Here is a 23042-nt window from a genome sequence, read left to right as displayed (position 1 = left end):
TCCCTGAATGGATGCTTTTTGATTACTGACTGACCGGTTAGTAATCTATGAGAAGCGCCCCCACCTTGTCAAGCGACAATCCGGGGTGTGAACGACCGCTCCAGCCCCCCACAGCCCTCCAGCCCATCTTCCACCGCAGCTGCACCCGTTGCCGCTCCGGCCAGTGCCACCGCCGCGCCTGCGCCCGCCACGGCCCTGGCTGCACCCGTGACGCACTACGAAAACTTCCCTGTCGCCTCGCTGCTGTGCCCGCCTCACCTGCGCCAGCCCATCGCCGCCATCTACGCCTTTGCCCGCACGGCCGACGACATTGCCGATGAAGGCGACGCCACACCGGCCGCCCGCCTGGACGACCTGGCGGCCTACCTGGCCGACCTGCGCGCGATTGCCCAGGGCCAGCCGCCCTCCCCACGCTGGGCGGATGTGTTCCTGCCGCTGCAGGGCGTGCTGCGCAGCCACCAGCTGCCCGCGCCGCTGCTCGAAGACCTGCTCAGCGCCTTTGCCCAAGACGTGGAAAAAACCCGCGATGGCGAAGGCTATGCCGACCGCGCCGAGCTGCTGGACTACTGCCGCCGCTCGGCCAACCCTGTGGGGCGCCTGCTGCTGCACCTGTATGGCGTGGGCGACGCGCAGGCGCTGCAGCAAAGCGATGCGATCTGCACCGCGCTGCAGCTCATCAACTTCTGGCAAGACCTGTCGGTGGACAYCCCCCGCCACCGCCACTACCTGCCGCGTGCCGACTGCGCCCTCCATGGCGCCTGCCAGGCCGAGCTGCTGGCCCTGCAAAGCACGCGCGAAAACGCGCGCCTGATTGCCGACTGCGCCGACTGGGCCCGCACCACCATGGATAGCGGCGCCCCCCTGGTGCACCGCCTGCCCGGCCGCGCGGGCTGGGAGCTGCGCCTGGTGGTGCAGGGCGGCCTGCGCATCCTCGACAAGGTCGAAGCCCTCAAAGGCGGCAGCCTGCACACCCGCCCGCGCCTGCATGCGTGGGACTGGCTGGTGATGCTGGGCCGCGCGCTGATCATGTAAGAAGAAAGATTCATGGGCCACAAGGCGCGCTCACATCTGCGCGTGATCTGGCTGTGAATTTGAGGAAAAAACGGCCTTCACCGCGCATCCACATTGCCTTATTAGCTATCAATTTGTGAGCAAAAAGTCATCTGCGCCGAGCGGCAGACGGCAGGCTGGCCCTGGGCGGGGCAGGGATAGCGCGCATGGCGTCCTCTTTACAGCGCGCTAGTCTTGCGCCCCATGCGGCCAGCCGCCCGGGTCTTACCAGTTCCGGAACACAACAACAAAGACAACAATGTCCGCAAGCCAGTACCCGTGGCTTGCCAGGAGGGCCTTCCGTTGACCGCCAGACATCTCTTCAAGACCCTGCAGTGGGGCCTCATCCTTTTCTGCCTGGTGTTTTCCATCGTCGGGGGCGTGGCGGCAGAGCGGGTGCTGGATGTGCTGCGCTGCCAGCCCCACACCTCCCCCACGCTGGGCACCTGCACGTGGCTGACCAATGCCATCGGGCTGCGGCTGATGCCGTTTCTGTCGGCGGGCAGCATCGTGGACTACCCCTTTGTGCTGCTGAGCAACTTCTGGGCGCTGCTGCTGGCGTGGGGGCTGGCGCTGTACGCCGCACGCTGGGCAGACCACCACCCAGCCGCCGCAGCGGACCTGCTGCAGCGCTGGAGGCCGCGCCGCAGCAACGCCACCCCGGCGGACGTACTGCGCTGGGGTGTGGTCGGCCTGTTCTGGCTGTTGCTGGCGGGCTTCATCGTGTTCATCTTTGCGCTGGGCCTGCCCATCGTGGGCAACCAGACCGCACGCACCATCCTTGAAAGCCTGGGCTGCTCGCCCGGCACCTTCGACCCCTTCTCATCCCCCTGCATGAGAGCCCCCGGCTTCTGGACGCCCCGCCTCTCGCTGTACGTCCTTCCCCTCGCAGGCCCTCTGCTGGCGCCCGTGTGGCTGGTCATGGGGTTCTGGGATGTCCTGCTGGGCTGGCTGGCACTGATCGTGGCCACCTATGCCCTGAAATCGCACCTGTCGCAGCCTACCCGGCCGCCAGTCCGTCCCCACCCATCGGCCAAACCACTGCGCCGCTCCTGAGCACCACCATGTCCGTCAGCGTTTTCGACCTCTTCAAGATCGGTATCGGCCCCTCCAGCTCCCACACCGTGGGGCCCATGATTGCGGCGCGGCAGTTTGCCTGCCATGTGCAGGGCACCCTGGGCCTGGACGCCGTGCACCACGTCACCGTAGAACTGTTCGGCTCCCTGTCTGCCACGGGCGTGGGCCACGGCACCGACAAGGCCGTGCTGCTGGGCCTGGCCGGGCACGAACCCGACCACATCGACCCCGACCAGATCCTGCCCGCCATTGCCGACATCCGCACCCGGCAAACACTGGCCCTGCTGGGCGAGCACCCGGTGCCGTTTGTCGAAAAAGAGCACCTGCTGTTTCGCCGCAAAAGCCTGCCGCTGCACCCCAACGGCATGGCGTTTCACGCGTTCGACGCGCAGGGCAACGAAATTGCGACGCGTGAGTACTACTCGGTGGGCGGCGGCTTTGTGATCGACGCAGCGGGCGAGCGCGTGCTCAACAGCGCTGCCACTGCAGGGCCCGATGCGGTCGGCCATGCCCAGGGCCTGCCCCACCCCTTCCGCACCGGGGCCGAGCTGCTGGCCCAGTGCCAGGCCACCGGCCTCACCCCGGCCCAGCTCATGGCCGCCAATGAACAACACTGGCGCAGCGCCTCCGAGGTGCGCCGCCAGCTCATGGCCATCTGGAAAACCATGGCGGGTGCCGTGCAGCGCGGCTGTGCCAGCACCGGCACCCTGCCCGGCCCCATGCATGTGCGCCGCCGCGCGGCCGAACTGCACCACAAGCTCAGCAGCGCCCCCGAGGCCGCACTGCGCGACCCGCTCTCGATGCTGGACTGGGTGAACCTCTACGCCATGGCCGTCAACGAAGAAAACGCCGCTGGCGGCCGCGTGGTGACAGCGCCCACCAACGGCGCGGCGGGCGTGATCCCGGCCGTGCTGCATTACTACGTCAACTTCTTGCCCGGCGCCAACGAGGACGGCATTGCCACCTTTTTGCTCACCGCAGGCGCCATCGGCATCATCTACAAGGAGAACGCCTCGCTCTCGGGTGCCGAGGTGGGCTGCCAGGGCGAGGTGGGCGTGGCCTGCTCCATGGCGGCGGGCGCACTCGCCGCCGTGATGGGCGGCAGCCCCGAGCAGATCGAGAACGCCGCCGAGATCGGCATGGAACACAACCTGGGCATGACCTGCGACCCCGTGGGCGGCCTGGTGCAGATCCCCTGCATCGAGCGCAACGCCATGGGCGCCATCAAGGCCATCAACGCGGCCCGCATGGCGCTGCGTGGCGATGGGCAGCATGTGGTCTCGCTCGACAAGGTCATCAAGACCATGATGCAGACCGGCGCGGACATGAAGGTCAAATACAAGGAGACCTCGCGCGGCGGCCTGGCGGTGAATGTTGTGGAATGCTGACAAACCTGTCACCAATGTGACACAACAGCAGATGCCGCAGCACAATGCGCGGCATGCAGCCTGGCGCGCTTCCTGTGACGCCTGGCATGCATGGCCCCGTCACCTTTTCCGTTTCCTATGCATCTCTTCTCTTCGCTGCGAGCCCTGCTACTGATCCTTCCCCTGTCCTGCATGTCCCCTGGCGCCTGGGCGCAAGACACCCTGACCCACATTGCCAAGACCGGCGAATTGCGACTGGGGCACCGCGAGGCATCCCACCCCTTCTCCTACAAAGACCCAGCCACCGGGCAGGTGCGTGGCTACAGCGTTGATATCTGCACCAAGATTTATGAGGAGCTCAAGAAGGAACTCAAGCGTCCCGACCTGCGCCTGACCTATGTACTGGTGGACGGCAAGAACCGCTTGGCGGACCTGAAAAACAACGTAGTGGACCTGGAATGCGGCACGACCACCAACACCCTGGAGCGCCAGAAGGAAGTCGCCTTCAGCCACCACATCTTCATCGCCACCACTGCGTTCCTCGTGCGCAAGGACTCGGGCATCAAGACGGTGGACGATCTGAACGGCAAACGCATTGCCGTCGAACGAAAAACCACCAATGACGGCCTGCTGGCCACCAACGAACGCACCTACCACCGCAAGTTCATCTACGTGCCGGTAGACAGCACCGCACAGGGGCTGGATGCACTCACGCGCCGGGAGGCAGATGCGGTTTTTGCAGACGATGCAGGCCTGTGGAGCCCCATGACCCGCCTGGGCAAGGCCATGGGGGACTACCAGTTTCTGGAAAAGCGCCTTTCGGTAGAGCCCTACAGCATTGGCCTGCGCAGGCAAGACCCTCGCTTCAAGGAGCTGGTAGACCAAGTCACCCGTCGCCTGATCCAGACCGGGGAGATGGCGGCTCTCTACAAAAAGTGGTTCCACTCGGACCAAGGCACGCTCCCCATGAGCATCTTCATGCGCGAAGCGCTCAAGCGGCCCAGCGACGTGGGCGTGGAACAAATCGCCTTTTGATGCCCTTCGGCCTGCCGCAGAACAGTCAGGCCAAACTGCGGAGTTGCGGCCTCCGCCAGCTGCCCGGTTGCCGTGGCGGGCCATGTCCGCCATGGGACAATCGCGCCCCATGACCCCACAGCAATACGTACAGCAAAAAGCCGTGGCCTCGGGCAGCAGCTTCTACTACGCCTTCCTGTTCCTGCCGGCCCCGCGCCGCGCCGCGATCACGGCGTTTTATGCTTTCTGCCGCGAAGTGGACGATGTGGTGGACGAAGTCTCCGACCCTGGCGTGGCGCGCACCAAGCTGGCCTGGTGGCAGGGCGAGGTGGCCAAGGCCTATGCGGGCCAGCCCACCCACCCCGTGATGCAGGCGCTGATGCCGCTGGCGGCCGACTATGGCATTGAACAACGCCACCTGCAGGCCGTGATCGACGGCTGCCAGATGGACCTGGAGCAGACCCGCTACCTCGACTTTGCGGGCCTCAAGGGCTACTGCCACCTGGTGGCGGGCATCGTGGGCGAAGTCGCCGCACGCATCTTCGGCCAGACCGACCCGCGCACCACCGAATACGCCCACAAGCTGGGCCTGGCCTTCCAGCTCACCAACATCATCCGCGACGTGGGCGAAGACGCGATGCTGGGCCGCATTTACCTGCCGGTGAACGAGCTGCAGCAGTTTGATGTGAAGGCACACGAGATCTTGAAGCGCACCTACTCCGACCGCTTCACGGCGCTGATGCGCTTTCAGGCCGAGCGCGCGCACCGGCTGTACGACGAAGCGTTTGCCTTGCTGCCCGATGCCGACCGCCGCGCCCAGAAACCCGGCCTGATGATGGCCAACATCTACCGCACCCTGCTGCGCGAGATCGAGCACGAAAACTTCCAGGTGCTGCACCAGCGCATCCGCCTCACGCCGCTGCGCAAGTTCTGGCTGGCGTGGAAGGTGCAAGCCCTGGGCCGGATGTCCTAGCCGTGGGCCCGCGTCCATGAAGGTCGCCGCGAACGTGGCAGTGGTGGGCGCAGGCTGGGCGGGCATGGCCGCCGCCATTGCCCATGTGCAGGCAGGGCGCCAGGTCACCGTGTTCGAGGCCGCGCGCACCGTGGGCGGCCGGGCGCGCGCCGTGCCGGGCGCGCTGCCCGATGGCACGCCCGCCACGCTCGACAACGGCCAGCACATCCTGATCGGCGCCTACGCCGAAAGCCTGCGCCTGATGCGGCTGGTGGGCGTGGACATCGATACTGCGCTGCTGCGCCTGCCGCTCACGCTGCAGTTCCCCGACGGCCAGGGCCTGCAGCTGCCCGACCTGCCCCCACCCCTCGATGCGCTGCTGGGCATTGCCCGCGCCAAGGGCTGGGGCTGGCGCGACAAGCTGGCACTGCTGCGCACAGCCACGGCCTGGCAGCTGCGCGGCTTTCGCTGCGCGCCCGCCACATCGGTGGCCACGCTGTGCGCGCCGCTCACGCCCCGGCTCATGGCTGAGTTCATCGACCCGCTGTGTGTGTCGGCCCTCAACACCCCCGCCAACCAGGCCAGCGGCCAGGTGTTTCTGCGCGTGCTGCAGGACAGCCTGTTCAGCGGGCGCGGCGGCTCCAACCTGCTGCTGCCACGTGCGGACTTAGGCGCCCTCTTTCCCGAAGCCGCTGCCCACTGGCTGCAGCAGCAAGGCGGCCAGGTCCTCACCGGCCAGCGCATTCAGCGCCTGCAACCATTGCCCGGCGGGCGTTGGCAGCCGGTAGTGGCCGCCAACGGCACCGAAGAACCCGGAGCGTTCGACCACATCACCCTGGCCTGCCCGTCCTGGGAGGCCAGCCGCCTGGTCGAAGGCCTGGCAGGCACGGCGGGCCTGGCCAGTGCAGCCCGCTGGAGCGCCACCACCAGCGCCCTGCGGTTCGAGGCCATCACCACCGTCTATGCCCACGCCCCGGGCGCCCACCTGCCCTTGCCCATGCTGGCGCTGCGCAATACCGCTGCCCACCCGGCGCAGTTTGTGTTCGACAGGGGCCAGCTCGACGGCCAGCACGGGCTGCTTGCCTTTGTGGTGAGCGCCAGTGATGGGGACCGCGCATTGATCGAGCAGCAGGTGCTGCAGCAGGCCGCCGCCCAGCTGGGCCTGACCGGCCTGCAGCCCGTGCAGACCGTGGTGGAAAAACGCGCCACCTTTGCCTGCACCCCTGGCCTGCAGCGGCCCGGCATGCAGGTGCTGCCGGGGCTGACGGCCTGCGGCGACTATGTGGCAGGCCCCTACCCGGCCACGCTGGAAGGCGCCGTGCTCAGCGGCACGGCAGTAGCGGCACAGGCCTGATCCCCGCTTTGACGGCCCAGGGTGCCTCGGGTAAACCCCAGGCCGACTGACAGCATTCCGAAAGCACGCTGCGCACACCATACGCCCGGCAACGCCACTACGGCTTTCACGGAGACACCCATGCTGTTCGACAACGACACCACCCCCGCCTTCCACCCCACCCGCCGCCACCTGCTGGGCGCAGGCAGCGCCCTGGCCCTGGGCGGCCTGCTGCCCGCCGCTGCGTCGGCTCAGGCCGCATGGCCCGCCAAGTCTGTGCGTTTTGTGGTGCCCTTTGCACCGGGCGGCAGCTCCGAGATCGTTGCGCGCTCCACAGCGGCCGAGTTGAGCAAGACCCTGGGCCAGAGCGTGTTTGTGGACAACAAGCCCGGCGCCGCAGGCAACATCGCCATGCAGGAAGTGGCCCGTGCCGAAGACCAGCACACCCTCATCCTGGGCCACATCGGCACGCTGGCCGTCAACCCCTACATCTTCGACAAGCTGCCCTACGACGCCAACAAGGACTTCAAGCCCGTGAGCCTGCTGGCCAAGGTGCCCAGCCTGTACGTGGTGCACCCCGACGTGCCCGCCAAGAACCTCAAGGAGTTCATCGCCTACGCCAAGAAGAACCCGGGCAAGCTCAGCTACGGCTCGGCAGGCAATGGCAGCGCGGGCCACCTCGCGTTTGAATACCTCAAGATGACCGCCGAGATCTTCATGCTGCACGTGCCCTACCGGGGCACCGGCCCCATGATGACCGACCTGCTCTCGGGCCGCCTTGATGCCGCATCGGTGGGCGCTGCGGCCCTGCTCCCGTTCATCAAGTCCGGCAAGGTGCGCTGCATCGCCACCGGCTCCACCCAGCGCCTGCCGCAGCTGCCCGACGTACCCACCGTGGCCGAACAGGGCTTCCCCGGCTTCGAGATGACGCAGTGGTACGGCATGCTGGCCCCCGCGAGCCTGCCCAAAGAACACCTGGACAAGCTGGCCGCCGAAACCATGAAGGCCGTCAAGGCCCCCGAAGCCCTCAAGCGCCTGAACGGTGACGCCGCCGAAGCCATCGGCGGCACACCCGCGCAGTTTGCACAGTTCATTGCGGCGGAGCAGGCGCGCTGGCAGAAAGTCATCAAGCGCGCGCAGATCAAGCCAGATTGAGAAGGGGGGCGTTGCGTTTCAGCGCAAGATGCCCCATCCAATGGAAAGCCCCAGCACATAGAGGGCTCCCACAATGACGCAGGCCTTCAACCAGCCTTCACGGGAGGGGGTGTCAGCGATGTCTTCTCCTCCCATGGCGGAGATCAGTCCTGCAAGAAAGTACGCCAACCCTGTGATGGCATGCAGCAAGATGTTGGGCGCCAACGCGCCACACGCGGCGCCCGACATTGCTCCAGCGGCCAGCAAGGAGCCCATCGCATCAGAGGGGCCGCCCAACGCAGCCCCCGCAAAGCCGAGCAGCAACGCCAAAAGGCTCCCTGCGGCAATGCCCAACAGCGCGCAGGCGACCTTGAAAACCAAGCTGGACGACCACCAGCCGCCTGCGTCTCTCACCCTCTCTTCCATGCGCCATCTGTGGGACAGCCCCCGCAAAGGCCGCTTGTCACGTTTGTCCATACCCTTGTATCTTTCGTTTTCGATGTTTGGGGAAATGAGTTTGTGCGGTTATCCACAGCCCGTTGGCCCTCTGGGCCGCGAGCCCGCGGGAGAGCATTTGGCGTGGATGGCTGGCCGTTTGTTGCGAGCCCGAACAGTTGCTGGTTGGCNCCCTTGTATCTTTCGTTTTCGATGTTTGGGGAAATGAGTTTGTGCGGTTATCCACAGCCCGTTGGCCCTCTGGGCCGCGAGCCCGCGGGAGAGCATTTGGCGTGGATGGCTGGCCGTTTGTTGCGAGCCCGAACAGTTGCTGGTTGGCTGTGCAAGGCGTAAGCCGCACAGACCTCGTATGTGCAAGGATGGGTGATGACAGACGCCAATGAGCTGATTTTTGTAGGCATCGACGTGTCCAAGGCGACGCTGGAGATCGCACTGGACGACAGYGCCAGGACGCGAACGCTGGGAAACGACGAAACGGGCCTSAAGRCCCTGGTGGCCGAACTCAGTGCCATGAAGCCCCGGGTTGCTGTTGTGCTGCTGGAGGCCACAGGAGGCCTGGAGCGGGCGGCTGCGACGGCCCTGTGCGCCAGCGGGCTTGCAGTCATGGTGGTCAACCCTCGGCAGGCACATGACTTTGCCAAGGCGCTGGGCTACCTGGCCAAGACAGACAGCACCGATGCACGGGCCCTGTCGCACTTTGCGCGCACCCTGTACCACAGCGACAAGCGCGAGAGACTGCTGCACAGACTGCCCACGCCCGAGCAGGAGTTGCTGCTGGCCATGGTGACGCGGCGCAGCCAACTGGTGGGCATGCGGGTGGCTGAGAGCAATCGGCTCAGCGGCGCCCACCCATCGCARCGCAAGAGCATYCAGGCGATGCTCAAGCAGCTGGACCGCCAGATCGGGCRGATAGACGACGATGCGGACCGGCACTTGAGGCATTACTTCAAAGACAAGCTCGCGYTGCTCAAGGGGCTCAAAGGCGTGGGCCCAGGCACACAAACCATGCTGATGGCCGCCTTGCCCGAGCTGGGCAGGCTGGGGCAGCGCGAGATCGCCAAGCTGGTGGGCGTGGCCCCGTTGAACTGCGACAGTGGCAAGTTCAAAGGCAAGCGAACGACCTGGGGCGGGCGGGCCAACGTACGCGCGGCGCTGTACATGGCGGCGTTGAGTGCGGTGCGCTAYGACCCCTGTCTCAAAGCCTTCTATGAGCGGYTGSTGCAGGCGGGCAAACCCAAGAAGGTGGCGCTGACCGCATGCATGCACAAGCTGCTGACGATCATCAACGCGGTGATCCGCTCGGGCAAGCCGTGGCAGSCTGGTTATCCACAGGCCGCCGGTGCTTGAGAAAGGCTTGACTTCAAACACAGTTGCTCTCCCCTCGCGGGAGAGGGCCGGGGAGAGGGGGTGGATTTATCGCCACCGCCTCACCTGTTCGCCCCACTCCCCAGCCCGCAACGGGGTGGAGAGTCTGGATACTGCATGCAGCAACCCAAAATCTGAAGGAAATCAGGACTTACCGCCTGTCCATAAAGCGCTGATAGCTATCGTATTGGTAGCAATCGCATGTCGCTCAGTATCCCAGCGCCCCGCTGGGGAAACGGCGCCCCAGCGCTTGCATCCACAATGGAAGGGTAACCTCCGGTAACACCCCGCCCATCCACCCCCATGCCCTTTGCCGAACGAGCCCTCACAGCGGTCTGGCTGGGCGCAGCCTTGCTGCTGTTTGGGGCATCGCTCTGGGTGCAGGATGCGTCGCTCAGGCTGTTTTTGGACAACGCCTCCTGGACGCTGGCGTTTGGCCTGTCGGCCTTCTGGGCCTGGCGGGGGCGGGCGCAGGTGCCGCCTGCGCAGCGCCTGCTGCACACGGGGCTGTGGGTGGGCACGGTGCTGGTGCTGGCCGGGCAGCTGGTGTGGAACCTGCAGGTGGCGCTGGACTGGAACCCGTTCCCGGCGCCTGCCGACCTGTTCTTTCTGAGCGTGGGGCCGTTGTGGGCGGCCACGGTGATCCGCGCCACGTTTGCGAGGCTTTCCAAAGACCGCGCCTACCCCGCTGCGCTGGACTTTGGCGGCGCGGTGCTGGCGCTGCTGGCCTTTACCCTGGTGATCTACCTGCCTTCGGGCCAGGACCAGCCGCTGGCTGTGGCCACGGTGCTGTTGCTGTACCCGGCGGTGTACCTGACGGCGGCGGGCGTGACGGCGCTGGCCATGCCCACGGTGGGTGTGCGCGTCACGCGGGCCCATCTGCTGGTGCTGGCGGGCATGCTGGGCTATGGCCTGAGCTGGATGCAGTGGAACCTGATGCTGCTGGGCGGCACCGTGCAGCCGGGCATGCTGTTCAACGCCAGCTTCAGCCTGGCCGCGCTGGCGCTGGGCTGGGGGGCGCGCGGGCTGCGGTTTGAGGTGTCGGACGACCCGGACTACCGCCGCCGCTGCGACCAGGCCATGAACTACGTGCCCCTGGTGGCGATGGGGCTGGCGGGCGTCACCCTGGTGCGGCTTTTCATCATCACCCCCGACGGCCGGGCCGGGGTGCAGGCGCTCATCCTGGTGTGTTGCCTGCTGGTGCTGCTGCTGGCGGCGCTGCGCCAGGCGATTGTGGTGGGCCTGCTCAACCGCCTGCGCACGGCCGAGGCGGCGGTGCTGCGCAACGAAGAGCGGCTCTACCACGTGGCGCATTTCGACGCCCTCACGGGCCTGCCCAACCGCCGCTACTTTGAGGATGCGCTGGAGCGCGCGGTGGCAGAAGCCGGGCGGTACACGCAGGCGCCCGACCGCTGCGTGGCGCTGCTGCTGATCGACCTGGACCACTTCAAAAGCGTCAACGAAACCTACGGCCACCGCGTGGGCGATGCGCTGCTGAGCGAGGTGGCGCAGCGCATCCACCAGCTGCTCGAAGGCCAGTGGCTGGTGTCGCGCCTGGCCAATGACCAGTTCACGGTGATGCTGCAGCGCCCCGCGTCGCGCACGGTGCTGGCGCAGCTGGCGACCACGCTGCTGGAGGGGCTGGCGCGGCCCTGGGAGCTGTCGGAGGTGGGCGCGCAGTACATGGGCGCGAGCATCGGCATCAGCCTGTTCCCCGACGATGCCAGCAACAGCGTGGAACTGGTGCGGCACGCGCATTCGGCCCTGCATGCCACCAAAAGTGCGGGGCGGGGCTCGTACCGCTTCTACATCGAGGAGTTCACCCACGCCACGCGCACCCGGCTGGAGCTGCGCCGCCGCCTGCATGGCGCGCTGCAGGGGGGCGAGTTCACGCTGGTGTACCAGCCGCAGCTCAACCACCTGCGCCAGACGGTGGGGGCCGAGGCGCTGCTGCGCTGGTCGGTGGACGGCAAGCCGGTGCCGCCCGACGAGTTCATCCCCCTGGCCGAAGAGAGCGGGCTCATCGTGCCCATGGGGCTGTGGGTGTTCGAGACCGCCTGCCGCCAGGTGGCGCAGTGGCGCGCCGAGGGCTGGCAGGTGCCGGTGGTGTCGGTCAATGTGTCCACCATCCAGCTGCGCGAGCCGGGGTTTGCGCAGGCCCTGCTGGGCATTGCGCAGCGCGCCGGGGTGGCGCCCGCCAGCCTGGTGCTGGAGATCACTGAGTCGCAGCTGCTGGACGAGTCACTCTACGCCATGGCGCTGGACCTGAAAAACGCCGGGTTTGTGCTGTCCATCGACGACTTCGGCACCGGCCACTCGTCGCTCGTCAAGCTCAAGCGCCTGCCGGTGAGCGAGCTGAAGATCGACAAGGAGTTTGTGCGCGACATCGTGGTGGACCCGAACGACCGCGAGATCTGCGCCACCGTCAACGCCCTGGCCCGCGCGCTGGGCCTGGAGGTGGTGGCCGAAGGGGTAGAGACTGAGGCGCAGTGGCAGCTCTTGGTGAAGATGGGCTGCCAGCGGTTTCAGGGCTGGCTGTTTGCGCCTGCGCTGGCGCCCGAGGATCTGGCGCAGCACTGGCTGCAGCCGGTGGCTGCTGGCTCGTTGGCACCGGTTATCAAAAATGATAGCTAACAAGGCATGATGGACGCGCGGTAGGGCCGATTTTTACTCTAAATCGTGCCCCCCCCAAAGCGCAACACCCGGCACATGGCCGGGTGTGGGAAGGGGGCTGGGTGGCCGCTGCTTTGGCGGCCTGCCATTTATGCTGCCTGCGATACACGCGCCTGGTTGGCGGCCACGCTGGTGTGGCTGCTGATCTCCACATCGGCCGATGCCAGGGCGGCGGCCTTGGCGTCCGGGCCCATGGCCACGCCTTCGGCGCGCACAAAACGCACGTCGGTGATGCCGAAGAAGCCGAACACCACCTTCAGGTAGCTCTCCTGGTGCTCCATCGCCTGGCCGCCTTCGCTGGTCGAATACACGCCGCCACGGGTGGAAGCCACGATCACCGTCTTGCCACCGGCCAGGCCCACGGGGCCCTTGTCGGTGTACTTGAAGGTGCGGCCGGCCTGGGCCAGGCGGTCGATCCAGGCCTTGAGCTGGCTGGGGATGGAGAAGTTGTACAGCGGCGCGCCGATCACGATCACATCGGAGGCCAGGAACTGGCTCACCAGCGCTTCGGACAGTGCGTTTTCAGCGCGCTCTGCCTCGGTGGCGGCGGCCTGGCCGGTGCGAAAACCCAGCGACTGGGCCGACAGGTGCGAAGGCGCCTGCTGGGCCAGGTCCAGGTACTGCACGGTGGTGCCGGGGTGGGCGGCTTGCCAGGCGGCCACGGTGCGTGCCGTCAGTTGGCGGGACACGGATTGTTCGCCGGTGATGGCGGAGTCGATGTGAAGCAGTTGCATGAGGAACTCCTGGGGTTCTGTGGATCGGAGCCACAGCGTGTGGCCATGGGATGAATTGTGAAGATTCATCAAAATGTTGATAAGGTGGTGAACTTGCGATAGATTGTTCTATCAGTAGGACGATGTACTTTATGCAAGACCTCAACGACATGCTCTATTTCGCCGAAGTGGTGGAGCGCGGCGGCTTTGCCGCAGCGGGCCGTGCGCTGGGCATTCCCAAGTCGCGCCTGTCGCGGCGCGTGTCCGACCTGGAGACCCACCTGGGCGTGCGCCTGCTGCAGCGCACCACCCGCAAGCTGTCGCTGACTGAGGTGGGCGAGGCCTACCTGCGCCACTGCCAGGCCATGCGCGAGTCGGCCCAGGCGGCGGCCGACACGGTGGCCCAGGTGCAGACCGTGCCGCGCGGCACCATCCGCGTGAGCTGCCCCGTCACGCTGGCGCAGACCGTGGTGGCCGAACTGATCCCCCGGTTTCTGGCCAGTTGCCCCGAAGTGCGCATCGACATGCTGGTGAGCAACCGCGCCGTGAACCTGGTGGAAGAGGGCATCGACGTGGCGTTGCGCGTGCGCCCCTCGGTGGACGACAGCGGCAGCATGGTGGTCAAGCGGCTGGACCACACCACGCAGATCCTGGTGGCCAGCCCCGAGCTGCTAATCCGCCAGGGCACGCCCAAGACGCTGGAAGACCTGGCCCAGCTCGACAGCATTGCCATGTCGGCGCCCGACGGCCGATCGACCTGGAACCTGATTGGCCCGGGCGGTGTGCACCAGGTGGTGCAGCACACCCCGCGCTACGTGGCCGACGACCTGCTCACGCTCAAATACGCCGCCGTGGCGGGCACGGGCGTGTGCTGGATGCCCGACTACATGTGCCAGGACGAAATGCGCGAGCGCAAGCTGGTGCGCGTGCTGCCCGACTGGGCGCCCGCGCCCGCCATCGTGCACGCCGTGTTCCCGTCGCGCCGGGGGTTGTCGCCTGCGGTGCGGCGGTTTCTGGACTTTCTGGGCGATGCCATGCCCGGACGCAGCAGCCTGAGCACGCGCCAGGCGCTGCAAGGGGTGGACGGCGCGGACATCTGATCAGGCAACAGGCAACAGGCAACAGGCAACAGGCAACAGGCAACAGGCAACAGGCAACAGGCAACAGGCAACAGGCAACAGGCAACAGGCAACAGGCAACCTAGGGCACCTTGCAAGGTGCTTGGCAAGCGGCCGCCACAAAGACCGTGTGCCCCCGTGGGGCGGCGCCCGCCGCGTGCATTTTTGGCCCCACAATGCAACGAATTGCAACTGTTTGGGCTGCCTTCCCTCCTGCACCACAGCGCATCTGAGCGCCACTGGGTGCGGCGCTGCGCGGAACGGCCCGGAACTGGGCCCTTGTGACCGCTTCTCACTCCATCGACCAAGACATCCGGCAAGCCCGCGTGCACCCTGCGGTGCGCGCCATCGTGATCCCGCCATGCCCCGAGTCGCTGCTGCGCCTGCAGCAAATCATGGCCGAGCCCGAACTGGACGCGGCGGCGCTGGAGCAACTGGCCGCGTCTGACGTGGCCCTGGCCGCCGCCGTGATGCGGCTGGCCAACAGCCCGCTTTATGGCCTGGCCCAGCCGGTGCAGACGGTGGGCATGGCCCTCACGGTGCTGGGGCTGCGCCCGGCGGTGGAGCTGATGTCGGCCTTCATCACGCGCAACGCGCTGCAGGTGCGCTCGCCGCTGCTCGACCACTTCTGGGAAAGCTCGCAGCGCCGCGCCATTGCCTGCGAGCACATCGGTCACCAGCTCTACAGCTTTGACCCCGGCCTGGGTTACAGCTTTGGCCTGTTCTGCCATGTGGGCATGCCCGTCTTGGTGAAGGCCGTGCGCGGCTATGCGGGCACCGTGACCGAAGCCCTGGCCCGCAAAGACCGCACCTTCACCCAGACCGAAAACGCCAGCCACCGCACCGACCACGCCGTGATGGGCGCCATCGTGGCGCGCACCTGGCACCTGCCGGGCGACGTGGCCCAGGCCATCTGGCTGCACCACGACTTTGCGTGCCTGAACGACGAACGCTTTGCCCCCACCGTGCGCCACCTGGTGGCCCTGGGCCTGCTGGCCGAGTTTCTGGTCAACCAGCACGACGGCCTGGCGCCCACGCGCGAATGGAACCAGCACGGCCAGGCCTGCATGGACCACCTGCATGTGACGCAGGACGAGCTGGATCACTGGATCGACGCGCTGCACCCGGCGTTTGAGGCCGTGCGGTTCTGATGCCGGTGCGCGGCTGATCCATCGGAAGAACCTTTCGGGCAGAGCCTTCGGGCGGGCCCAGGACAGGTCCATCAAAGTCTCGCGCGGCGCTTCGACTGGCTCAGCGTGAGCGGATGGGGCTTTTTGAACACTCTTCGGCATGAGGCCGGTGGGCGCGGATGTGCTCCAGTTCCTTCCCGCACCTGCTCCGCCCGTTCGGGCAGAGCCTGTCGAAGCCGGTCTCAGCGCGCAGCCTCCAGCAACTCGGCCAGGCGCGCGTGCCCCCGGTGCGCAGCCCACTGCGCCGCATTCATGCCCTCGCGGTCCACCAGCCGGGGGTTGGCGCCCAGGGCCAGCAGCTTCTGGGCAGTGGTGGTGTGGCCGTGCATGGCCGCCAGCATCAAGGCGGTTCTGCCCTCGTTGTCGCGGGCGTCTACGGGCGTGCCCTGGTGAATGAGGCTTTCTACCTGCTGGGGGTTGCCAGCACGGGCTGCATCCCACAGGTTGACTGGCAACGAAGCCCCGAGGCGCTTCTGCACGGAGGCGGTGGCTGCCGCGTTGTTGTCGCGGGCCATGGAGTCGGCCAGCGGGCTGCGGGCGGCCGGGGCGGCTGCTGCGGCCGCCGCAGGTGGCGGGGGCTGTTCTGTGGGAACTGCTGACGCGCGCTCGCGCCTTTCGGCGCTGGGGGCGGCGGCCGGTGAGGGCGATGCGGGGAACCCGGACATGGCCCCGGCTGCGCGGGGGGCTGGCAGGGTTGCAGTGTCTGCGGCTGCGGGGGGGGCAGGCGCGGGCGCAGCAGCCGGAGCCGGTGCTGGCGCGGTCTTGGCCAAGGGCTGTGCGGAGGGCGGGACAGGTGTGTGCGCAGGCGAAGGTGCAGGTACCGTGGCGGGCTTGGGGGCCACGGCCTCCGTGGTTTTGCTGGTGGTGGTGCTGGCACGCTCCTGCTCCTGCTCTTGTTGGCGCTCAGGGGCTGGCAGTGTGGCCGACGGGGGCGCGGAGAGGGGCTCCGGCAAAGGCTTGGTTGCGGGGTTGGCCGAGGGCGCGGGCGCTGGGGCGGTTTGGACTGAAGGTGCGGGCGTCTCGGCCCGGCGGTGGCTGAATGCGGTGTCTCGCTCCTCGGGCGTTCCGCGCTCGAACTGCAGCATCAGCAAACCGGTCAGCCCCACCACGGCCACGGTGGCCAGGGCCGAGATCTTCCAGCGGGCCTGGTTGGCGGCGGTGCGTGCAGGGGCGGGGGCGGCAGGCGCTGGCGTAGCGGCCGCAGTGTGGGCGGCCGCCACCATCTGCGCATGGGCGCGCACGGCCTCGCGCACATGTGCGCCGGGGCGGGCGCCTTCCTGTTCGCTGGCTTCTTGGTAGCGCCGGACCAGTTCGTCGTCCTGCCGGGTCATACAAACTCCTTGAGGTGCTGGCGCAGGCTGGCCCGCGCATAGCGCAGGCGGCTCTTGGCGGTTTCAAAGTTCACGCCGGTGGCCTCGGCAATCTCCTGCACGCTCAGGTCGCCTTCGGCCTGCAGCAAAAAGGCCTCACGCTGCTCCAGCGGCAACTGCTCCACCGCCGCAATCAGCGCGGCCGCCTGTTCGCGCGACTGCAGTTGCCGCACGGGCCCGAAGCCCGAGTCGGCCACCAGCGTGTCGGCCAGCGTGCGCGCGTCGTCGTCGCTCGCGTCCAGGCTGGTGTGGTGTTTGGCGGTGCGCAGGTGGTCCACCAGGCGGTGGTGCGCCAGGGTGAACAACCAGGTGCGGAACTTGGCCTTCACCTCGTAGCGGGCAGCATTGCGTGCCACTGCAAACCACACGTCCTGCAGCAGGTCGTCGGCCACGGCCTGCACCTTCACGCTGCRAAACACAAACCGCCACACCGCCAGTTCGTGCCGCCCATACAGCACATCGAATGCGCCCATGTCGCCTGCGGCGTAGCGCTGCATCAGCGTTTCGTCGGAGTCGTCCGTCGCGGCGGGGAATAGGATGGATGGCACCCGCGCATTATGCGAGGGCCTCATGTGCTCGCGGGCGGGTCTGCTGGGAGCGGCTTGCAAGGCCTATTTCGGGTCTGGAACGTATGACAGGTGGTCCGATGGTGCAGAGTCCTGCGGCATCTGCGGGTGCACACGCTGCTTTCGGATCACGCCGTTGGCAATCAGGTTTTTGCGGCTGTCGTAACGGATGCTGATGACCTCTTCAAGGAGGGGCAGGTACGACACATCCGGGGTCTGGCGCTGCCCGCTCGGAGCTTCTTCCCTCATACGGTTTTCGTTGCTACCTTGGTGGCGGCGTTGGCCTGGCGGTTCAGGCTTTACCGGTGCAACGGGGGCGAGGATATGCCGACGGGACAATGCAATCTGGATCAGGCCCACCTCGACTGAGCGCGCTGTGAGGTCAGCGTGGGCGTTTGCAACGTTAGCGAATTCGAAGGGAGGCAACGTGCCGCTGGGTTTGTACCAGCCGTCAATTCGAGAGCGCGCATAGGGCGAGAACGCATAGTGGCTCCGACTCCCGCCAGCCTGACCGGTGAGCACGTCGGTGCCATCCACCGTTAGCGCGGCATGCACGATATCGCCGCTGCGATTGCGCAATGTGATCGCATACCGGGCCCCGGGTCGGCCTGCAACCCAGTATTGGCCGTTTGCGTAGTACATCGGCAGCCTGGCGCCTGTAGTGGGGTTGACGATAGTGACTTGGGCCAAGCGGCCGATCGCCTGGGCGGGCAAGCCGGTCAGCGCGAGCATTACGGCCAGCGCGATCACGGTGGGATGGATGAGGGCAGGGCAGGTGGGGGACCCGGTTTTCATGGCAGTTTTGTGGACGGTTTTATCGGTGCTGAGTGAAACGAGCGGGATGGCTTGACCGGATGAGGGGAGGTCGGCTGCCGCGCGCTGTGCGTGGTGTCCGCTCACCAGCGCGCGGGACGGCTGCGCAGGGTCGGTTCGATGTCCCGGGCCAGTCAATTCGGGTCTGGCACATAGGATGTGTTGTCCGACTGCGGGAATGCCCGGGGCACCGGCATGCGTGCCGGCCGCTCACGGATGATGCCGCTGGCCACCAGGTTCTCGCGGCTGTCGTAGCGGATGCTGATGATTTCGTTGGGCTGCTCCTGCAAGCGCGTAAAGCTTGTGTGCGAGACGACCGATGTTTCGCGCTGGCCGTGGGCCGTGCCCAGCTTGGCCGATGGCATGGGGGCGGCCTTGGCCACGCTGTCGGCGGACAGTGAGCGGGCGGAGGATTCAGACTCGGCCGATGGGGCAGGGGCGGCCGGTGCAGCGGCAGCGGGCGATGCGGGCGATGCTGATTCCTCGCGCAGGCGCCCCAGGCTCTGGCCGTTGTCACGGCGCTGGCTGTAGGGCTCGGGGGTGATGGCAGGCGCGGGCAGGGGCACCGGTGGCTGCTCGCGGAACAGCGCCACGCCAATCACGCCCACATGCGCTGGGCGGCCCGTGCGGGCGGCATACGAGTTGGCGATGTGGGAGAACTCGAACGCTGCCACCTGGCTGTCGCTCTTGCGCCAGCCGGTGATCTGGTAGCGCTCGTGTGGCGAGAACACATAGCCCCGCTGGTCCCAGGCGGCCGTCTCGCCGCTGAGCACGTTGACGCCGTCTACCGAGGGCACGGCCAGCACCCGCTCGCCCAGCCGGTTGCGCACACTGATGGCATAGCGCGCACCGGGTCGCCCCGCCACCCAGTATTCGCCCCGGGCGTAGTGCACGGGCAGCGTGGCGCCGGTGTCGCGGTCCACGATGGTCACGTCGGCCAGGCGGCCAATGGCCTGGGCGGGCAGGTGGGCCAGGCCCAGCAGTGTGGCCAGGGCCGTGATGGCGGGGAGGGCGGACAGGGTGAAGGCACGGGGTTTCATGGCAGCTCCATCAAAAAAGTGGTGGTGCTGGGTGAAACGAACGGGGCGGCTGGATGGGGTTAAACCGGGTGAAAAAAAGCCCAAACGACCCGGTGGCGGCGGCAAACCGGTGGTTTTTTAGATGATTTGGCGATTAAATAACAAAAATTAAGTCGTTTGGGTTTTAAAGCGCGGCTCGCAGAATGCCAGCCCTGTGACCCCTAACACCTCCATCATCATCGTCCCCGGCTGGCGCGACTCGGGCCCCGGCCACTGGCAGAGCCTGTGGGCCGAGCGCCTGCCCAACGCGCGCCGTGTGGTGCAGGACGACTGGATCACGCCCACGCGCTCGGCCTGGGTGAGCCAGCTCGAAAAAACCGTGCTGGCCGCACCGCACCCCGTTGTGATCGTGGCGCACAGCCTGGGCTGCATTGCCACCAACCACATGGGCCCGGAGGCTGCGGCCAGGGTGTGTGGCGCGTTGCTGGTGGCCCCGGCCGACCCGGAGCGCCGTGCCATCCTGAGTGACTTTGCGCCCGTGCCCTATGCCGCGCTGCCCTACCGCAGCATCGTGGTGGCCAGCAGCAACGACCCGTTTTGCCCCATCCGCCTGGCGGGCGCCTATGCGCGGGCCTGGGGCAGCGAGTTTGTGCGCATGCAGAACGCGGGGCACATCAATATCGACTCGGGCCATGGCGAATGGCCCCTGGGCTGGGCATTGCTGCAGTCGCTGGAAGGCGGGCCTGCCGCCCATCAGCCAGCAGCCCCCCAATTGCATTCCCTGCCCGCTGTGCTTTGATTGCTATTGTTTTAATAGCTTTAAAGCCTTTGTGGTAAGGCGGAAGAGGCCTTTTTTGATGAGAAAAGCGCGGCCGCTATCTGCGGCGCGCAGTCCATCAACAATCTATATGCCAATAGTTGATTATTTAACAAGAATATATTCTTTTGAGTTTTAAGAGCGCCTCCGCACAATCCGGCATCTCCAGCAATTTTTTGGGCGACAACACCATGACTTCTTTGAAACTCAAGACCCTTCTGGCCTCCCTGGCCCTGGCTGCCAGTGGCATGGCTGCCGCACAAAATTCGCTGCTCAACGTGTCGTACGACGTGGCCCGCGAGTTCTACAAGGACTACAACGCCGCCTTTGCGGCGCACTACAAGAAGACCACGGGCCAGGATGTGAAGATCGACCAGTCGCACGCTGGATCGAGCGCCCAGGCCCGCGCCGTGAACGATGGCCTGGCCGCCGACGTGGTGACCATGAACACGACGACTGACGTGCAGTTCCTGGCCGACAGCGGCGTGGTCGCCAAGGACTGGACCAAGAAGTTCCCGCACGACGCATCGCCCACCACCTCGACCATGCTGTTCCTGGTGCGCAACGGCAACCCCAAGAACATCAAGGACTGGGACGACCTGATCAAGCCCGGTGTGCAGGTCATCGTGGTCAACCCCAAGACCGGTGGCAACGGCCGCTATGCGTATCTGGCAGCCTGGGGCGCCGTGCGTGAAAAGGGTGGCACGGAGGCGCAGGCGGCCGAATTTGTGGGCAAGCTGTACAAGAACGTGCCCATCCTGGCGAAGGGCGGGCGCGACGCCACCGCCACCTTCCTGCAGCGCAACCAGGGCGACGTGCTGATCACCTTTGAGTCCGAAGTGGTCTCCATCGACCGCGAGTTTGGTGCGGGCAAGGTCGATGCGATCTACCCCTCGGTGAGCGTGGTGGCCGAGAACCCTGTGGCCGTGGTGGAGCGCACCGTGGCCAAGAAGGGCACGGCCCAACTGGCGAAGGCCTACCTGGACTACCTGTACTCGGAAGAAGCGCAAGAGATCGCGGCCAAGCACGCCATCCGCCCCCGCTCGGAAACCGTGCTCAAGAAGTACGCCGACACTTTCAAGCCGCTCAAGCAGTTCACCGTGGCCAAGTATTTCGGTTCGCTGACCGAAGCGCAGAAGGTGCACTTCAATGACGGCGGCCAGTTCGACAAGCTGTACACGCCCGGCGCCAAGTAAACAGGCGCAGCGCTTTTCCCGACTCACCACTGCATCTATGACCACTGCGACCGCTGTGGCCGCAGCCCCGGCCGGACGGCGCGCGCCCAAGCGCGTGCTGCCCGGTTTCGGGCTGTCACTGGGCTACACCCTTTTCTACTTGAGCATCATCGTGCTGATCCCGTTGTCGGCACTGATCTTCAAGACCTTCACGCTCACCTGGGAGCAGTTCTGGGCAGCCATCAGCGCACCGCGTGTGATGGCGTCGTACCGGCTGACCTTTGGCGCATCGTTCCTCGCGGCGCTGGTCAACCTGGTGTTTGGCCTGCTGATCGCGTGGGTGCTGGTGCGCTACAAGTTCCCGGGCAAGAAGATCGTGGATGCGCTGGTGGACCTGCCGTTTGCGCTGCCCACCGCTGTGGCAGGCATCTCGCTCACGGCCTTGCTGGCCGGCAATGGCTGGGTCGGCAGCATTCTGGAGCCCATGGGCATCCAGCTCGCGTTCAAGCCTGCGGGAATCGTGATTGCGCTGATCTTCATCGGCTTGCCATTTGTGGTGCGCACCGTGCAGCCCGTGCTGGAAGACGCCGAGAAGGAGCTGGAAGAAGCCGCCACCTGCCTGGGCGCGACGCGCCTGCAGACCTTCACCAAGGTCATCCTGCCCTCCATCACGCCCGCACTGCTCACCGGCTTTGCCATGGCGTTTGCGCGGGCGGTGGGTGAATACGGCTCGGTCATCTTCATCGCGGGCAACATGCCCATGGTGTCCGAGATCACGCCCCTCATCATCATCGGCAAGCTGGAGCAGTACGACTACGCAGGCGCCACGGCCGTGGCCGTAGTGATGCTGGTCATCTCCTTCATCCTGCTGCTCATCATCAACGCGCTGCAAGCCTGGCAGCGACGCCACGCGGGGGCTCCAGCATGAGCGGCGCCAACTCTCGAACTGTTCGCCGCGCACAAGCGGGTACCACCGAAGCACCATGGGTGCGCTACACGCTCATCACGCTGGCGCTGGGCTTCATGTTGCTGTTTTTGGTGCTGCCGCTGGCCGCCGTGTTTGCCGAGGCGCTGCGCAAGGGCTTTGGTGCCTACCTGGAAGGCCTGCGCGAGCCCGATGCCTGGTCGGCCATCAAGCTCACACTCATCACGGCGCTGATTGCGGTGCCGCTGAACCTGGTGTTTGGTGTGGCAGCGGCCTGGTGCATTGCCAAGTACGAGTTCAAGGGCAAGGCGTTCCTGACCACGCTGGTGGATCTGCCGTTCTCGGTGTCGCCCGTGGTGGCGGGTTTGATCTATGTACTGATGTTTGGCGCGCAAGGCTGGTTTGGCCCCTGGCTCATGGCCAACGACATCAAGATCATCTTTGCTGTGCCCGGCATCGTGCTGGCAACGATCTTCGTGACCTTCCCCTTCATCGCGCGTGAACTCATCCCGTTGATGCAGGCGCAGGGCAACGACGAGGAGCAGGCCGCCATCGTGCTGGGCGCCACCGGCTGGCAGACCTTCTGGTACGTGACCTTGCCCAACATCAAGTGGGGCCTGCTGTATGGCGTGATTTTGTGCAACGCGCGCGCCATGGGCGAGTTTGGCGCGGTGTCGGTGGTGTCGGGCCATATCCGTGGGCAGACCAACACCATCCCGCTGCACGTCGAAATTCTCTACAACGAATACCAGTCGGTGGCCGCGTTTGCCGCAGCCTCGCTGCTGGCCCTGCTGGCTTTGGTCACGTTGGTCATCAAGACGATTGCCGAACACCGCAACGAGCAGGCCCTGAAGGCCGCCGCCGAATTGCCGCCCGAGCGCCCTGCGCCCGCTGGCGTGTGAAGGAACACAGAAC

21 protein-coding genes are annotated in these 23042 nt (G+C 66.3%); 15 read left to right on the top strand and 6 right to left on the bottom strand.

Annotated features, from left to right (window positions below):
* The first annotated feature begins 195 nt into the window (after positions 1–195).
* The 7 genes from hpnC (at position 196) to A1D30_RS16320 (ending at position 7948) form a co-directional block, all read left to right on the top strand.
* On the top strand, positions 196–1032 hold the full coding sequence (gene hpnC / locus A1D30_RS16350; protein WP_063461897.1) for a squalene synthase HpnC: 837 nt from the start codon (positions 196–198) through the stop codon (positions 1030–1032).
* 321 nt (positions 1033–1353) lie between these two features.
* Positions 1354–2106 carry a hypothetical protein gene (locus tag A1D30_RS16345; protein ID WP_242421922.1) on the top strand — a complete coding sequence of 251 codons (753 nt, stop codon included), beginning with the start codon at positions 1354–1356 and terminating at the stop codon, positions 2104–2106.
* Between the two features lie 8 nt (positions 2107–2114).
* Positions 2115–3515: an L-serine ammonia-lyase gene (locus A1D30_RS16340; protein WP_063461788.1), complete on the top strand. Its 1401-nt coding sequence runs from the start codon at positions 2115–2117 to the stop codon at positions 3513–3515.
* A gap of 171 nt (positions 3516–3686) precedes the next feature.
* Complete coding sequence (locus A1D30_RS16335; RefSeq protein ID WP_063461787.1) at positions 3687–4529, top strand: amino acid ABC transporter substrate-binding protein; 843 nt, start codon at positions 3687–3689, stop codon at positions 4527–4529.
* Positions 4530–4638: 109 nt separating this feature from the next.
* Positions 4639–5481 carry a presqualene diphosphate synthase HpnD gene (gene hpnD, locus A1D30_RS16330; protein WP_063461786.1) on the top strand — a complete coding sequence of 281 codons (843 nt, stop codon included), beginning with the start codon at positions 4639–4641 and terminating at the stop codon, positions 5479–5481.
* 16 nt (positions 5482–5497) lie between these two features.
* Entirely contained in the window at positions 5498–6814 is a 1317-nt protein-coding gene (gene hpnE / locus A1D30_RS16325; protein WP_063461785.1) for a hydroxysqualene dehydroxylase HpnE, read from the top strand.
* A 120-nt stretch (positions 6815–6934) separates the two neighbouring features.
* On the top strand, positions 6935–7948 hold the full coding sequence (locus A1D30_RS16320; RefSeq protein WP_063461784.1) for a tripartite tricarboxylate transporter substrate binding protein: 1014 nt from the start codon (positions 6935–6937) through the stop codon (positions 7946–7948).
* A gap of 18 nt (positions 7949–7966) precedes the next feature.
* On the opposite strand, the gene A1D30_RS16315 is transcribed toward A1D30_RS16320, so the two are convergent.
* Entirely contained in the window at positions 7967–8404 is a 438-nt protein-coding gene (locus A1D30_RS16315) for a hypothetical protein (protein ID WP_063461783.1), read from the bottom strand.
* Between the two features lie 345 nt (positions 8405–8749).
* On the opposite strand from A1D30_RS16315, the gene A1D30_RS16310 reads away from it, so the two are divergent.
* Together A1D30_RS16310 and A1D30_RS16305 are read left to right on the top strand one after the other, a co-directional pair.
* Positions 8750–9730, top strand: coding sequence for an IS110 family transposase (locus tag A1D30_RS16310; protein ID WP_063461782.1), 981 nt, complete (start codon positions 8750–8752; stop codon positions 9728–9730).
* 321 nt (positions 9731–10051) lie between these two features.
* A complete protein-coding gene (locus A1D30_RS16305; protein WP_063461781.1) occupies positions 10052–12382 on the top strand; it encodes an EAL domain-containing protein in 2331 nt (776 codons plus the stop codon).
* 128 nt (positions 12383–12510) lie between these two features.
* Here A1D30_RS16305 and A1D30_RS16300 read toward each other — a convergent pair whose 3' ends face one another.
* Positions 12511–13155: an FMN-dependent NADH-azoreductase gene (locus A1D30_RS16300; RefSeq protein WP_063461780.1), complete on the bottom strand. Its 645-nt coding sequence runs from the start codon at positions 13153–13155 to the stop codon at positions 12511–12513.
* 131 nt (positions 13156–13286) lie between these two features.
* Here A1D30_RS16300 and A1D30_RS16295 point away from each other — a divergent pair, with 131 nt between their 5' ends.
* Both A1D30_RS16295 and A1D30_RS16290 read left to right on the top strand, forming a co-directional pair.
* Positions 13287–14234, top strand: a complete 948-nt coding sequence (locus tag A1D30_RS16295) for a LysR family transcriptional regulator (protein ID WP_063461895.1) — start codon at positions 13287–13289, stop codon at positions 14232–14234.
* Between the two features lie 299 nt (positions 14235–14533).
* Positions 14534–15403, top strand: a complete 870-nt coding sequence (locus A1D30_RS16290) for an HDOD domain-containing protein (RefSeq protein ID WP_082836492.1) — start codon at positions 14534–14536, stop codon at positions 15401–15403.
* Positions 15404–15624: 221 nt separating this feature from the next.
* Here A1D30_RS16290 and A1D30_RS16285 read toward each other — a convergent pair whose 3' ends face one another.
* The 4 genes from A1D30_RS16285 to A1D30_RS16270 form a co-directional block, all read right to left on the bottom strand.
* Positions 15625–16773, bottom strand: coding sequence for an ankyrin repeat domain-containing protein (locus A1D30_RS16285; protein WP_063461778.1), 1149 nt, complete (start codon positions 16771–16773; stop codon positions 15625–15627).
* Positions 16770–17384 (bottom strand): sigma-70 family RNA polymerase sigma factor, encoded by a 615-nt coding sequence (locus tag A1D30_RS16280; RefSeq protein WP_063461777.1) that lies wholly within the window; start codon positions 17382–17384, stop codon positions 16770–16772. The genes A1D30_RS16285 and A1D30_RS16280 overlap by 4 nt, the downstream gene beginning before the upstream one ends.
* Before the next feature lie 39 nt (positions 17385–17423).
* Positions 17424–18173, bottom strand: coding sequence for a hypothetical protein (locus A1D30_RS16275; RefSeq protein ID WP_063461776.1), 750 nt, complete (start codon positions 18171–18173; stop codon positions 17424–17426).
* Between the two features lie 152 nt (positions 18174–18325).
* Entirely contained in the window at positions 18326–19231 is a 906-nt protein-coding gene (locus A1D30_RS16270; protein WP_063461775.1) for a hypothetical protein, read from the bottom strand.
* A gap of 193 nt (positions 19232–19424) precedes the next feature.
* On the opposite strand from A1D30_RS16270, the gene A1D30_RS16265 reads away from it, so the two are divergent.
* The 4 genes from A1D30_RS16265 (at position 19425) to cysW (ending at position 23029) form a co-directional block, all read left to right on the top strand.
* Entirely contained in the window at positions 19425–20009 is a 585-nt protein-coding gene (locus A1D30_RS16265; protein ID WP_063461774.1) for an alpha/beta hydrolase, read from the top strand.
* 209 nt (positions 20010–20218) lie between these two features.
* Positions 20219–21223, top strand: a complete 1005-nt coding sequence (locus A1D30_RS16260; protein WP_063461894.1) for a sulfate ABC transporter substrate-binding protein — start codon at positions 20219–20221, stop codon at positions 21221–21223.
* Positions 21224–21260: 37 nt separating this feature from the next.
* On the top strand, positions 21261–22130 hold the full coding sequence (gene cysT, locus A1D30_RS16255) for a sulfate ABC transporter permease subunit CysT (protein ID WP_063461773.1): 870 nt from the start codon (positions 21261–21263) through the stop codon (positions 22128–22130).
* Positions 22127–23029, top strand: coding sequence for a sulfate ABC transporter permease subunit CysW (gene cysW, locus A1D30_RS16250; protein ID WP_063461772.1), 903 nt, complete (start codon positions 22127–22129; stop codon positions 23027–23029). Before cysT ends, cysW begins: the two co-directional genes overlap by 4 nt.
* Positions 23030–23042 lie beyond the last annotated feature (13 nt).

This window comes from Acidovorax sp. GW101-3H11 (assembly GCF_001633105.1).
GTDB lineage: Bacteria > Pseudomonadota > Gammaproteobacteria > Burkholderiales > Burkholderiaceae_C > Acidovorax.
This window is presented reverse-complemented; position numbering and strand designations above follow the sequence as displayed.

Excerpts from the sequence above, each read along its gene's own strand:
- A1D30_RS16340 (WP_063461788.1), top strand. The coding sequence starts at position 2,115 with ATGTCCGTCAGCGTTTTCGACCTCTTCAAGATCGGTATCGGCCCCTCC.
- A1D30_RS16335 (WP_063461787.1), top strand. The coding sequence starts at position 3,687 with ATGTCCCCTGGCGCCTGGGCGCAAGACACCCTGACCCACATTGCCAAG.
- hpnD (WP_063461786.1), top strand. The coding sequence starts at position 4,639 with ATGACCCCACAGCAATACGTACAGCAAAAAGCCGTGGCCTCGGGCAGC.
- hpnE (WP_063461785.1), top strand. The coding sequence starts at position 5,498 with ATGAAGGTCGCCGCGAACGTGGCAGTGGTGGGCGCAGGCTGGGCGGGC.
- A1D30_RS16320 (WP_063461784.1), top strand. The coding sequence starts at position 6,935 with ATGCTGTTCGACAACGACACCACCCCCGCCTTCCACCCCACCCGCCGC.
- A1D30_RS16315 (WP_063461783.1), bottom strand. The coding sequence starts at position 8,404 with ATGGACAAACGTGACAAGCGGCCTTTGCGGGGGCTGTCCCACAGATGG.
- A1D30_RS16305 (WP_063461781.1), top strand. The coding sequence starts at position 10,052 with ATGCCCTTTGCCGAACGAGCCCTCACAGCGGTCTGGCTGGGCGCAGCC.
- A1D30_RS16300 (WP_063461780.1), bottom strand. The coding sequence starts at position 13,155 with ATGCAACTGCTTCACATCGACTCCGCCATCACCGGCGAACAATCCGTG.
- A1D30_RS16295 (WP_063461895.1), top strand. The coding sequence starts at position 13,287 with ATGCAAGACCTCAACGACATGCTCTATTTCGCCGAAGTGGTGGAGCGC.
- A1D30_RS16285 (WP_063461778.1), bottom strand. The coding sequence starts at position 16,773 with ATGACCCGGCAGGACGACGAACTGGTCCGGCGCTACCAAGAAGCCAGC.
- A1D30_RS16275 (WP_063461776.1), bottom strand. The coding sequence starts at position 18,173 with ATGAAAACCGGGTCCCCCACCTGCCCTGCCCTCATCCATCCCACCGTG.
- A1D30_RS16270 (WP_063461775.1), bottom strand. The coding sequence starts at position 19,231 with ATGAAACCCCGTGCCTTCACCCTGTCCGCCCTCCCCGCCATCACGGCC.
- A1D30_RS16260 (WP_063461894.1), top strand. The coding sequence starts at position 20,219 with ATGACTTCTTTGAAACTCAAGACCCTTCTGGCCTCCCTGGCCCTGGCT.
- cysT (WP_063461773.1), top strand. The coding sequence starts at position 21,261 with ATGACCACTGCGACCGCTGTGGCCGCAGCCCCGGCCGGACGGCGCGCG.
- cysW (WP_063461772.1), top strand. The coding sequence starts at position 22,127 with ATGAGCGGCGCCAACTCTCGAACTGTTCGCCGCGCACAAGCGGGTACC.